The organism is Flavobacterium sp. Leaf82 (genome assembly GCF_001422725.1).
GTDB lineage: Bacteria > Bacteroidota > Bacteroidia > Flavobacteriales > Flavobacteriaceae > Flavobacterium.
Window position 1 is genome coordinate 236,736 of sequence record NZ_LMMA01000034.1, and the last position, 13,504, is coordinate 250,239.

At 32.8% G+C, this 13,504-nt stretch carries 12 protein-coding genes; 11 read left to right on the forward strand and 1 reads right to left on the reverse strand.

What is annotated here, in order from left to right:
* Positions 1-10: 10 nt before the first annotated feature.
* The 3 genes from ASF10_RS20785 to arsB are packed head-to-tail and all read left to right on the forward strand — an operon-like array spanning position 11 to position 2,196.
* Positions 11-484 carry a DUF6428 family protein gene (locus tag ASF10_RS20785; protein WP_056253619.1) on the forward strand — a complete coding sequence of 158 codons (474 nt, stop codon included), beginning with the start codon at positions 11-13 and terminating at the stop codon, positions 482-484.
* Positions 485-503: 19 nt separating this feature from the next.
* Positions 504-1,133: a low molecular weight phosphatase family protein gene (locus ASF10_RS20790; protein ID WP_056253621.1), complete on the forward strand. Its 630-nt coding sequence runs from the start codon at positions 504-506 to the stop codon at positions 1,131-1,133.
* A 1-nt stretch (position 1,134) separates the two neighbouring features.
* Positions 1,135-2,196, forward strand: coding sequence for an ACR3 family arsenite efflux transporter (gene arsB / locus ASF10_RS20795; protein ID WP_056253623.1), 1,062 nt, complete (start codon positions 1,135-1,137; stop codon positions 2,194-2,196).
* 334 nt (positions 2,197-2,530) lie between these two features.
* On the opposite strand, the gene ccsA is transcribed toward arsB, so the two are convergent.
* Positions 2,531-5,743, reverse strand: coding sequence for a cytochrome c biogenesis protein CcsA (ccsA, locus tag ASF10_RS20800; protein WP_056253626.1), 3,213 nt, complete (start codon positions 5,741-5,743; stop codon positions 2,531-2,533).
* Between the two features lie 393 nt (positions 5,744-6,136).
* Here ccsA and ASF10_RS20805 point away from each other — a divergent pair, with 393 nt between their 5' ends.
* From ASF10_RS20805 to ASF10_RS20840, 8 genes are all read left to right on the forward strand, one after another.
* Positions 6,137-6,898, forward strand: a complete 762-nt coding sequence (locus tag ASF10_RS20805; protein WP_056253629.1) for a Rossmann-like and DUF2520 domain-containing protein — start codon at positions 6,137-6,139, stop codon at positions 6,896-6,898.
* Positions 6,882-7,409: a KdsC family phosphatase gene (locus tag ASF10_RS20810; RefSeq protein ID WP_056253631.1), complete on the forward strand. Its 528-nt coding sequence runs from the start codon at positions 6,882-6,884 to the stop codon at positions 7,407-7,409. The genes ASF10_RS20805 and ASF10_RS20810 overlap by 17 nt, the downstream gene beginning before the upstream one ends.
* A gap of 136 nt (positions 7,410-7,545) precedes the next feature.
* Positions 7,546-8,472 carry a geranylgeranylglycerol-phosphate geranylgeranyltransferase gene (locus tag ASF10_RS20815; protein ID WP_082472478.1) on the forward strand — a complete coding sequence of 309 codons (927 nt, stop codon included), beginning with the start codon at positions 7,546-7,548 and terminating at the stop codon, positions 8,470-8,472.
* A complete protein-coding gene (locus ASF10_RS20820; protein WP_056253634.1) occupies positions 8,465-9,049 on the forward strand; it encodes a Maf-like protein in 585 nt (194 codons plus the stop codon). Before ASF10_RS20815 ends, ASF10_RS20820 begins: the two co-directional genes overlap by 8 nt.
* Before the next feature lie 10 nt (positions 9,050-9,059).
* Complete coding sequence (locus ASF10_RS20825; protein ID WP_056253635.1) at positions 9,060-9,590, forward strand: mechanosensitive ion channel domain-containing protein; 531 nt, start codon at positions 9,060-9,062, stop codon at positions 9,588-9,590.
* Between the two features lie 112 nt (positions 9,591-9,702).
* The gene (locus tag ASF10_RS20830) at positions 9,703-10,803 is read left to right on the forward strand and encodes an AI-2E family transporter (protein WP_056253637.1); all 1,101 of its coding nucleotides are present in this window, start codon (positions 9,703-9,705) and stop codon (positions 10,801-10,803) included.
* An 85-nt stretch (positions 10,804-10,888) separates the two neighbouring features.
* On the forward strand, positions 10,889-12,718 hold the full coding sequence (locus tag ASF10_RS20835) for a hypothetical protein (RefSeq protein ID WP_056253639.1): 1,830 nt from the start codon (positions 10,889-10,891) through the stop codon (positions 12,716-12,718).
* A 193-nt stretch (positions 12,719-12,911) separates the two neighbouring features.
* The gene (locus tag ASF10_RS20840) at positions 12,912-13,436 is read left to right on the forward strand and encodes a hypothetical protein (protein WP_056253641.1); all 525 of its coding nucleotides are present in this window, start codon (positions 12,912-12,914) and stop codon (positions 13,434-13,436) included.
* The last annotated feature ends 68 nt before the right edge of the window (positions 13,437-13,504 follow it).

Below are 13,504 nucleotides of genomic sequence, written 5' to 3' on the forward strand. Positions count from 1 at the left end.
TTGAATTATTATGAAACTTTCAGAAATTAAAAAAATACTTACTACGGTAGAAGCAGTAAATTTTCAGTTACCAGACGGAAACTTTGTTCCGGAATATTTTCATGTTACAGAAGTTGGTCTGATTACCAAAAACTTTATCGATTGTGGCGGAGTGGTTCGCAAGGAAACTGTCGTAAACTTTCAGCTTTGGGATGCAAATGATTATGAGCATCGCTTAAAACCTCAAAAATTAATTCATATTATAGAGCTTTCTGAAAAAGTTTTAGAAATAGAGGATTTTGAAATCGAAGTAGAATATCAAAATACTACAATTGGTAAATATGACTTGAGTTTTAACGGAAAAGATTTTTTATTACTCAATAAAACTACGGCTTGTTTAGCACAGGATCAATGCGGAATTCCATCTGAGAAACCAAAACTAAAGCTGACACAATTAAATACTGATGAAGCCAATTCTTGTACTCCTGGCGGAGGTTGCTGCTAAAACTTAAAAGATTATAATAATGTCGAATCAAAATGCTTTATATCCAAAAATTCAATCTTTATTTGAATCTTTTGATTTTAATGCGATTTCTAATGATCGTAAAAAGACACTACAACCTCTTATTGATTTTATCCAATTAAAATTTAATCAAGAGCAAGAAATTAGATTGAACTTAATTTGTACGCACAATTCCAGACGAAGTCATTTGGCTCAGGTTTGGGCGCAAACGGCAGCTTATTATTATAAGATAAAAAATGTCTCTTGCTATTCTGGCGGAACTGAAGCTACAGCATTATTCCCAAAAGTTGCTGAAGTACTTTTAGAATCCGGTTTTGAGATTCAGAAATTATCTGAAGGAGATAATCCTATATATGCAATTAAATTCTCTGAAAACGAAACACCAATTATTGTTTTTTCTAAAACATATGATGCTGATTTTAATCCCAAAAGTGAATTTGCAGCTATTATGACTTGTTCGCAAGCTGACGGAGGATGTCCTTTTATAGCAGGAGCCGAAAAAAGAATTGCAATAACTTATGATGATCCCAAAGCTTTTGATGGCACTTCTGAACAAACCGAGAAATATCAGGAAAGAAGTCTACAAATTGCTGCTGAAATGTTTTATGTTTTCTCTCAAATAAAAAAATAAAATGTCTCTAAATCATTGTTATCCTGTTGTAGAGAAAAAGAAATTAGGTTTTCTGGACCGTTTTTTGACTATTTGGATTTTTCTTGCTATGCTTATTGGTGTTTCTGTGGGGTATTTTTTTCCGTCAAGCGGAAATTTTATCAATTCGTTTTCAAGCGGAACCACTAATATTCCGCTTGCTATTGGTTTGATTTTGATGATGTATCCGCCATTAGCAAAAGTGAAGTATGAAAAAATGGGAGAAGTTTTTAAAAATATCAAAATATTAGGTGCTTCTCTTTTTTTAAATTGGATTGTTGGTCCTCTTTTAATGTTTGCTTTAGCTCTTTTGTTCTTAAAAGACTATCCTGAATATATGATAGGTTTGATCTTGATAGGTTTGGCACGTTGTATTGCTATGGTTGTAGTCTGGAATGATCTTGCTGGCGGAAATCGTGAATATGCAGCCGGACTTATTGCGTTGAACAGCATTTTTCAGGTTTTACTTTACAGCGTTTATGCTTATATTTTTATCACCGTTTTGCCTCCATATTTTGGATATTCAGGTTTTACGGTTAATATTAGTATGATTCAGATTGCTGAAAGTGTTGGTATTTACTTGGGAATTCCGTTTGCGTTAGGAATTATAACACGATATGGTTTGATAGAACTGAAAGGCGAAGAATGGTTTCAACACAAATACATTCCGTTCATCTCCCCTATTACTTTGTTAGCGTTATTGTTTACGATTGCATTAATGTTTAGTTTAAAGGGAGAATTAATCGTTCAGATTCCGATGGATGTGATTCGAATAGCGATTCCGTTAGCGATTTATTTTGGGTTAATGTTTGTAATTAGTTTTTTTACCGGAAAATATTTTGGCGCTGATTATTCTAAAAGTACTTCGATTGCTTTTACCGCTACGGGAAATAATTTTGAATTAGCAATTGCAGTTTCAATTGGCGTTTTTGGCATTAATAGCGGACAGGCTTTTACAGGTGTTATTGGTCCTCTGGTTGAAGTTCCGGCTTTGATTGCTTTGGTAAATGTTGCTTTTTGGTTTCGAAAAAAATATTTTTTTTGAAAGGTACTGAGGAAATATTCCGAGGTTTCGGGACTGAGTTGGTAATTTTTTTTAAACGTTTTATCCTATTTAATTATAACCCACGGTTTCGACTGTGGGTTTTGTATTTATATCATGAAAACGAATGTCCTAGCCCTGATAGAAGTGGAAATCCTTTTACTTTTTTCTTTAAAAAGTAAAAGATTGTAACGGATTGCTTCGCCAATTCGCTCTTTCAGGCTCGGGTGCAGGAAATAGCTCCCAATTCTTTTGATCAACTTACAATATTGCATAAAAAAAGGTTCAACTTTGCGGTTGAACCTTTTTTTGTGAATTAATAAAACTCCTTATTTAATTATTTTTTCTTGCTTTTATAATACTTGCAGTATTTAGGGTATGTAATAGCTCCAATTACTGAAATCGTACCTAATGAATACCAGGTCCAGCTTAATGAATGTGCGTCTCCGCTTGCATATGAGTGTAAACCTACCAAGTGAAAGTTTACTCCGTAATAAGTAAACAAAATAGATATAAACGCGTACATACTCATTAAATTAAAGAACCATTTTCCTCTTAATGAAGGAACAAAACGTGCGTGAATTACAAACGCATAAACCATGATTGAGATCAGAGCCCAGGTTTCTTTTGGATCCCATCCCCAGTAACGTCCCCAACTTTCGTTTGCCCATTGTCCTCCAAGGAAGTTACCAATTGTTAACATAATCAGACCAATTGTTAAGGCCATTTCGTTGATATAGGTGATTTCTTTGATGTTCAAATCCATTTTTGCCTTGTTCTTTTCGTTGGTAAAGAAGATTAAAATCAATGCAACAAAACCAAGAATCATTCCTAATGCAAAAGGACCATAACTTGCTACAATTACTGCTACGTGAATCATTAACCAATAAGAGTTAAGAACCGGTTGCAGGTTTGCAATTTCCGGATCGATCCAGTTTGCATTTGCTGCCATGAAAATCATTGCTGTTACGAATGCTGCAGATGCAACGGTAAGTTTTGATTTTTTATCAAAAGCAAGTCCAAAGAACATTGTTGCCCATGCTACATAAACAATTGCTTCATAAGCGTTACTCCATGGTGCGTGACCAGAAATGTACCATCTTGCAATTAATGCAACTGTATGAAATGCAAATATGACTCCTATTAATACATGGAAACCATTTACGGTAATGCGAAGCCATTTTTTATCAAAGAAGATACTGAAAAGTGTAAAAATCAACATGAAGATTCCGGCAAGTGAATACCAATAAAACATTTTTGGTAAAATGTTATAAGTATTGTAGGCAATCTCAAGATCTATTTTTCTATCGCTTGGACGAACTTTGCTTCCAAATTTTTTCTGGAAACCATTTATACTTTCGACCAAATGATCTGCGGTTGTAAAATCTTTTGAAATCGAGCCATTATTCAAAGCACTAAAATACATTGGTAAAATTTGCTTTACATAGGTAGAATCCATTCCTTTTAAACCTGCATTTTGTAATTCTAAGTAAGAAATCCATTTATTGCCCGGATCATTTGGAATTGGAAAAATTCTTAAAATACTTCCGCTTAAAGCAGACTCCATTAAATTTACTTTTTTATCAGTCTCGATAAAATCTTTTTCAAAGCTATTTGGATTCCCCGCTTTGTAAGCTGCATCTAAATAAGGAGATAATTTATAATTTCCGTTTTCATCAAAGAATTTTACAAACGGTACCAGTTTTTCTTTTCTGTCTACGCCAATGATTTTACGAATACTATCATCTTTTGTATTTAAATAAATAAGCGGAACCTGAATCCAAACCTGAGCGTATTGTGTCATGGATAAGAAAACCTGATCAGAATTCATTCCGTTATATGTATCGCTCTGACTTACTTTTCTCAATAATTCTGATGAGAAAGTATTAATAGGTTTCATTCTACCACCGGCATCCTGAATAATCAAACGACCAAATTTGGCAGCATGTGCTTCCGGTGCTTTATAAATCGTCAATAACGAATCTATTTGTTTCTTACTTGGTGCTGCTGTTACGTGATTCGCGTGATCGTTAGGATCTGCTGTATGATTGTGATTATGAGTTTCTCCAGGTGTGTGAACGTGCGGAGCCTGAGCAAAACCACTCATACTAATCATTAAAACCAAAATGGTAATTAGTTTCTCTTTTTTCTTTTTAACACCGTCTAATTTGCGTTTTAAATCGGCAAAACGAGAATGTTTGGTAAACATAATTGCCATTAAACCAAAGAACAACATAAAATATCCTAAATATGTAATTGATGTTCCCCAGAAATCGTGGTTTACAGATAATACAGTTCCTTTTTCATCCGGATCAAATGACGATTGAAAAAATCTGTATCCTTTATAATCTAAAACGTTGTTCATAAAAATTCTGGCATCAAATGTTTCTGTAGAATCCTGAACGGTTACTTTACTTTCAAAAGCAGAATAACTTTTTTCTGTTCCTGGATATTTTGTAGCGATAAAATCGTTTAATTTTACTTTAAAAGGTAAGATATAAGCCTTACTTCCGTAGAATAAGCTGTATTCGATTTTACCAATTTTTACGGTTTGAGGTTCTCCTACACTACCTTTAGAACCTAGAAGACGAACTTCTTTTTCCTGACCGTCTGCTTTAACTTTTACAACTAAAGCATCGTGATGAGATTTAGCTTTAAAATCATTATCTGATTCATAATCAACAACTCCTCTTACAGCAGGATCCGGAAATACGATACGAATATCACCTATACTATATAAGGAACGCATCATAAGTGGCTGTACATTATCTTTTGTTACAGTTCCTTTTAGTTTATCTGCCATTCGCATAAACTCTCCTTCAAAAGGGGTTTGAATGGTATATTTTTCACCTGTTGTGTTAATATTAATTGCACCTTCGGTAGGTTTGTTTAAGGCAAATAATACATTGTGAATGTTTTGAACTTCTCCTTCTTTCAGGAAATGCTCTTCACGTCCTCCCGCTCCGGCTTCTACCAATTTAAGGTATAAAGTTCCGTTTGCAGATGGTTTTATAGTTTCTTTGGCTCCCATGATGTACTTAACATAAGTTACTTCAAAAGGAGTTTCGTCAAATTTACCTGAAAGTGTAAAATCGTTATTGGTTACTGGCGAAAACAATAATGCTTTATCAAAAGACCTGCGTTTCATTTCGCCTTTATATTCCCCGTCTGCAAAAACAGTTAAGAATGTTTTATCTGAATAAATCTGATTTTCGGCAGCCCCTTCACGAATTGGCATCATTCCTTCATAACTGATATAACGAGTAATAAAAGCTCCTAAAAGGATAAAAATAAAGGCAATATGAAGTATAAGTGTTGCCCATTTTTCTATTTTATGCAATTGGTAACGTTTGATATTTCCGAAGAAGTTGATCATAAAAAAGACCATTATTGCTTCAAACCACCATGTATTATAAATTAGAATTCGAGCTGTGTCTGTATTGTATTTGCTTTCGATAAAAGTACCAATACCCATTGCGATAGCAAATGTTAAAAAAAGAACAGACATTAATCTTGTAGAAAACAAAAAAGAGAATATTTTTTTATCCATTTTCGAGGAATTACATTGTATAAAAGTGGCACAAAAGTACTTAAAAATGTTGAGTTCCAATATTTGAAGTTTGTTAATAAAAACTAAAAAAAGGCTATTTAATTAAATTGAATTCTTAAAAACGTACCCTTAATTTTATAAATCGACAATGACATTTATGCTTATATATTAAAAATCTTACTACGGATTACGGTGATGAAAGTCATTTTTTCTGATAACTAAGCTGTTGCATATCTTTTGAAGTCAATATGAGATAAAATTTTTCTGTTCGTAACGGCGTTTGAATATCATTAACAAAATAATATCGGTTTAAAATCACTTTAATGTTTGCAATCTGTGGCTAAACTTTATTTTGACTATTTCCTTTAGAAAAAATAATGCTAATTTTGCGATATGATTCAAATAACGATAATTGGTTCCGGCAATGTTGCCCAGCATTTGATAAAAGCTTTCTCAAAAAGTGAACTTGTAGAAATTGTACAGGTATATTCCAGAAAAAAGGAAACGCTGTCTTCTTTAATTGAATTTGATAAAATTACAAATGATTTTGAAGAATTAAAAGAAGCTGACCTATACATTATAGCCGTTTCTGATAAGGCTATTGCCGATGTTTCGAGCCAATTGCCTTTTCAAAACCGAATCGTTGTTCATACTTCCGGTGCGGCTTCGCTTGATATATTGGACTCAAAAAACAGAAAAGGCGTTTTTTATCCACTTCAGACATTCTCTAAAAATAAAGAAATTGATTTTGCGACAGTTCCGCTTTGCTTAGAAGCTGAAAATACTTTTGATTTCCGCGTTTTAGAATCCGTAGCCAAAAGTGTTTCTACAGCTATTTTCCCTATTAATTCTGATCAGAGAAAAGCGTTGCATGTTGCCGCTGTTTTTGTCAATAATTTTACAAACCATATGTATCAAATAGGTCAGGAAATTTGCGAAGAACATCAGGTTCCGTTTGAGATTCTAAAACCTTTGATTCAGGAAACAGCTAATAAAATCAATTCGCTTGATGCAATTGATGCGCAAACCGGACCGGCAAAACGTAATGATTTTACAACAATACAAACGCATTTGGAGTATTTGACGAACGAAAATCAAAAGAATATTTATAAAATACTAACACAATCTATACAGAATAATGGCAAAAAGTTATAAAGAAATAATGAACGACATCACAACCTTTGTTTTTGATGTTGATGGCGTACTTACAGACAGTTCGGTTTTTGTAACCAGTGAAGGAGAAATACTTCGCACGATGAATATTCGTGACGGTTATGCGATGAAAGCAGCTGTTGAAAGTGGTTATCATGTTTGCATTATTTCTGGCGGAAGCAACGAAGGCGTTCGTGTTCGCTTACACAATTTAGGAATTAAAGATATTCATCTGGGAACTCCTGATAAAGTTAAAACCTTTAAGGAATACACTGATACTTATAACATTCTGCCTGAGCAGGTTCTATATATGGGAGATGATATTCCTGATTTTCATGTAATGAAGTTAGTAGGATTACCAACTTGCCCACAAGATGCGAGTCCTGAAATAAAGAATATTTCACGCTATATTTCGCATGTAAAAGGCGGAAAAGGTGCTGCACGTGATGTAATTGAACAAGTTATGAAGGTTCAGGGAAAATGGATGGAATATTTTAATGGACAACATGATTAGAGGGCAGTTTTCAGTTTCAGTTTTCAGTTTAAATAAATAACCTTGCAACTCTCTTCAACGTTTAACTTTGGCATAGTTTAAAACAGTTCAAAACCTTAGAACCTTAGCAACTTACCCACTCAGTAACTTAAAAAAAATGAAATTCCTCAAACTCATTCGATACAAAAACCTTTTGATGCTTGCTTTTATGCAGCTATTATTTCGATATGCATTTTTAAAACAACAGGATATTCCTTTGGCTTTAGCCGATTGGCAATACGGGTTATTGGTTTTAAGTACCATTTTATTGGCCGCAGCAGGTTATGTTATCAATAATATTTACGATGTTTTTACGGATACAATCAACAAGCCTCAGGATGTAGTAATTGGCAAAGGAATTTCTGAAACTGCAGCTTATAATATTTACATTGGGCTTAATATCACCGGAGTTGCGATTGGATTTCTTTTATCAAATATTATTTTGCGACCAGGTTTTGCATCACTTTTTATACTGATTGCATCTTTGCTTTATTTTTATGCCACAACATTAAAACAAATCATGATTCTGGGCAATTTTGTTGTCGCATTGCTACTTTCTGCAAGCGTTCTTATTATTGGAGTCTTTGATCTTTTTCCGGCAACTAATTCAGAGAATCAGGCGCAAATGGCAAGTCTTTTTTCTATACTTGTAGATTATGCCCTGTTTGCTTTTATGATTAATTTTATTCGTGAGATCATTAAAGATATTGAGGACGTAAATGGTGATTATAATCAAGGAATGAATACATTACCAATTGCAATAGGTATTAGTCGTGCTGCAAAAGTAGCGGTGGCTTTTGCTATTATTCCTTTTATTTCCTGCTTACTTTATGTTAATAAATACTTTGTAGAGAACAATCTTTTTATAGCTACATTTTATGCCTTTGCTTTTGTACTGGCGCCTCTTTTATATTTTATTATCAAAATAGTTTCAGCAAAAACAAGTAAGGATTATCATCATTTGAGTACTGTTTTAAAACTAATTTTATTCTTCGGAATTTTATCAATTCTGGTTATTACCTTAAATATCAAATACAATGCTTAAAGAAAAATTAAAAAAATATACTTTAATTCTGGCTTCCGGATCACCTCGAAGACAGCAATTTTTTAAGGATCTTGACCTTGATTTCGAGATTCGGTTAAAAGAGATTGAAGAAATATATCCTCCAGAATTAAAAGCAGTCGAAATAACAGATTATTTGGCAGCACTAAAAGCGAGTGCATTTGACGGAGAACTTAAAGAAAATGAGATTTTAGTAACCAGCGACACCATCGTTTGGCATAATAAAAAAGCACTGGGTAAACCTAAAAATGCCGAAGAAGCTTTTGAAATGATCAAATCGATGTCGAATACTACACACGAAGTTTTTACATCAGTATGTTTTAGAACAAGCTTTACTTCTACTGTTATAAATGATGTTACAAAAGTTACTTTTAAAGATTTATCAGACGAGGCAATTTTATATTATATCGAAAACTACAAACCTTACGATAAAGCGGGTGCTTACGGAATTCAGGAATGGTTTGGTTTTATGGCAGTTGAGAAAGTTGAAGGTTCTTATACAAATGTTATGGGCTTGCCAACAGCCAAAGTTTACGAATATTTGAGTACTTTAGTGTAAAAAATTATTTATGTTTTCTTTTAAAGAATATAGTCAGGAAATTCTAAGTACCATTGTTCTCCTTTTTACTTTAGTTGCGTTAAGAGTTATTATCGCAAAACTAATACGCCGTTACGCCAGTACAAGTCATTTATTAGAACATCGAACTAATTTGGTAATCAAATATATTCAGATTTTGATGAATATACTGGTAACCATAAGTTTGATTGTAATTTGGGGTGTTGATACAAAGGATATTTTTATCACAGTTTCTTCAATTGCGACCGTGATTGGTGTGGCTATGTTTGCACAATGGTCTATTTTGAGCAATATAACATCCGGAATGATACTGTTTTTTTCGTTTCCTTTTAGAATTGGCGATACAATCAAAATTCATGATAAAGATTTTCCTATCGAAGCAGAGATCGAAGATATTAGCGCATTTCACGTTAATTTAAGAACAAAAGAAGGCGAAAAAATTATTTTTCCCAATAATCTCTTATTACAAAAAGGAATCTCGATTATACCTACACATTACGAAGACAAAGAGTTTTTTGACTAAAATCATAATGGGAATTTTATAAACTAATACTAAAAAGCTAAAACGATATTTTTTAAATAAAATATAATATTTGCTTTACCAATTACTAGTTTTTACTAATTCACCAACTAAAATGATTCGTAACATAGAATTACCGTTTTATGCTAAACTTGCTTTTATACTTGTTAGCTTAATTTCTTTTGCTTTTATATTTTGCCTTGGCAAAGATATTATCACACCAGTACTAATGGCATTTTTATTTGCCGTATTATTAGTGCCCATTTTTACTTTTTTAAATTCCCGGTTAAAATTCCCGAGACATTTAGCCGCTGCTTGCTGTATTTTACTTTTTGCAGCTTGTATCGTAGGTATTTTGGTTTTTATCTCCTATCAGGTAAGTGATATTGCAAATGATTTTGACACTATAAAAAAGAATGCCAATAAGTTTATTACAGACATTCATAGATTTGTAAAAGATAATTTTCATGTAAGCATTGGTGAACAAAAAAAATATATTGATACCGTTGCCAAAGATTCTGTACAAAATGGAAAAGCAACTATAGGCTCTGCATTAGTTTCTATAACCGATTTACTTGTAGATTGCACCATTATTCCTATTTATACTTTTCTGTTCCTTTTATATAAAGATCATTTTATTTTGTTTTTAGCTAAACTGGTTAATAAAGAAGATCATGCAAACCTAAAAGCCATTTTAGCACAAATAAAAGTTTCTATTAATAATTACATCGTAAGTCTGATTTTAGAAATGATAGTCGTGTCTGTATTGACAGGTTTAGGACTTTGGATTATTGGAATCAAATACTTTATCTTATTAGGGTTAATAACCGGAATTCTAAACCTTATTCCTTATATCGGTATTTTAATTGCTGGAATTATTACCCTTTTAGCATCATTAACAGGCTCTGGTGAAAGCTCCGTTATACTAGGGATTTTAATTGTAAACATCATCGTTCAATTAATTGACAATAATTTATTAGTGCCTTTAATTATCAATTCTAAAGTCGAAATAAACGCCTTTGTTTCCATCATGGGAATTATTATTGGTGGTGCAGCCGCGGGAATATCAGGTATGTTCTTAGCTATTCCTCTCTTAGCTATTCTAAAAATTATATTTGACAGAATTGAATCCTTAGAACCGTGGGGTTATTTAATGGGCAATCACATGCCCAGAAAGTTTACCTGGAGAATCCGAAAAGCAAAGATCGAAAACTAAATAGTATTTCGATTTTACAAAAAAGTCTTATTAATTTCTTATATTCATACTATATATCAACTTTAAGCCAGTTATCAATTATCTAATGTTTGTAAACAAAAAAATAGTAGTTTTTATTTTGTTATGCTTTTGCTTACAAAGCACCTATGCTCAGGTTGATAAGTCTAAAAAAGACAACCGCGATAAAAAAGACAGTACAGAAGTATATACTAGAATTAAGAATTATTCTAAAAAAAATAAATTTACAAAAACGCTTCATAAATTATTTTTCAGAACAGCAAAAACCAAAAAAAAGGAACAAATTCTTGTACAGAATGATACCACTAATTTTAATGGTAAAATCATTAGAAACATTAATATTGTAACACTTGATCCATTTGGTCATTCTATTTCTGACACGACCCAAATGCCCAAAAATTGGGGAGAAAGAACAGGAAACAGATTGCATTTAAAAACAAAAAAAATAGCAATTTATAATCTGTTATTATTTAAAAGAAACTCTGCTTATAATACTTATAAAGTACAGGAATCGGAGCGTTTGATACGTTCTCAGAAATATGTAACAGCGGTTCGAATAACAAACAAACTGGCAGGCGCTGCATCAGATTCTGTAGATGTAACTATTCGTGTTCTGGATTCATGGAGTACAATACCAAAATTCTCCATCTCCAGTAATCGTGTTTCTGTTGGGGTAAAAGAGAAAGACTTTTTTGGTTCAGGACAACAATTAGAATATCGTTTTACCAATCGTTTCGATGATGGTCGTAATGCTAATGAAGTTACTTATACCGTTCCTAATATTAAAAATACTTATATAAGTACCACACTTTATTATAATATGGATCTGGACAATAATTATACTAAAAGTATCAATGTTGAACGGCTCTTTTACTCACCACTTACAAAATGGGCTGGAGGAGCTTATGTTGGTCAGATTTTTAGACGCGATACTTTACAGGCACCGGATTTGACTTATGCATATCAGCCTTTTAAAAATAATTTTCAGGATTTATGGGCAGGACATGCTTCTAAAGTATTTGAAGACGAAAATGGTATAACAAATCTCGTTGCTTCCGGACGCTTTTTGAATGTTAATTATAGCGAAAGTCCATCTGAAGTTTATGATCCGACAAATTTTTATTCAGACGAAAAATTTATTTTTACCGGAATTGGTCTTAACAGACGTAAATTTATAAAAGAGACTTATCTTTTTAGAAACGGACAGGTTGAGGATGTACCTATAGGTCGAATTTACGGGATTACTCTGGGATATCAATATAAAAACACATTCTGGCGACCTTATGCCGGTGCACAATTTTCTTTTGGAAATTATTACCGATGGGGATTTCTAAGTATGAATTTTGAAGCCGGAACTTTCTTTCACCAATCAAAAACGTATCAAACCGCATTTTTGATGGAAACCAATTATTTTACAAAACTTTACAAAATTGGTAATTGGAAACTCAGACAATTTGTTAATCCAAAATTTGTTATAGGTGCAAATCGTGAAGCTATTATTGGTGATCAGCTGAATATCAATGAACAAAATGGTCTCGCTGGATTTAACAGTGCAGTATATGGAACAAATAAAATGGTTTTGTCTTTGCAAACCCAAACCTATTCTCCTCATGCACTTTGGGGATTTCGTATGAATCCGTTTTTTAATTATTCGATTGCCGTATTAGGAAGTCCAAATAATGCAATGGGAAGAAATAAAGCGTATCAAAAAATCACTTTAGGTTTATTGATCAGCAATGATTATCTGGTATTCAGTTCTTTTCAGCTTTCGATCTCCTACTACCCTACTATTCCGTATCAGGGAGATAATGTATTTAAAACAAATACATTTGAAACTAGTGATTTTGGTTTACAAAATTTTGAGCTTGCAAAACCAAGAGCTGTAGAATACAGATAATATTTTTTATCTTTTTTTTTAAATTTAAAATTTACGAAAACGTTTTCAAAATCAAAACTTTACAAAACACTTACGCAGATAACACTCGTTAAAATACATTCTTTCTCCGACCAACTACATTTTGTTTTTCATTTTTGGCACAGTATATGAATATCCCTAAACAGGAATAACATTAACATTAAAACTAAAAAAAATGAAAACAATAAAAATAGCAATCGTAGGTTTATTTCTTTTGGTTGCAAGTGCCACACAAGCTCAAGTATCTATAAATGTTAACATAGGATCACCTCCTGCATGGGGACCTCAGGGATATTCTGAAATGGAATATTACTATTTGCCAGACATTGAAGCTTATTATGATGTAAGAGCATCGCAGTTTATTTATTTTGGAGGAGGAAGATGGGTTAGAACAACTTACTTACCAAGACAATACAGAAACTACGATTTATACGGAGGTTACAAAGTAGTTTTGAATGATTATCACGGAAGAACTCCTTACACCTACTTTGATCGTCACAGAGTAAAATATTACAAAGGATATCACGGAGCTCCACAAAGACCTTACAGACCAAGAGAAGTTTACGGTTATAATGATCGTCCTCACAAAGAGTACAGACATGATAACAGACATCACGATAAGCATGATAAACATGACAGACATGATAGAGACGACAGACATGATAGACACGATCGCGATGATCACCACGGAAGAAGATAATTTTTCTTAAATAAATTTTCAAAAAGAGACTATCAAATACTGATAGTCTCTTTTTTTATGAAGTTTAT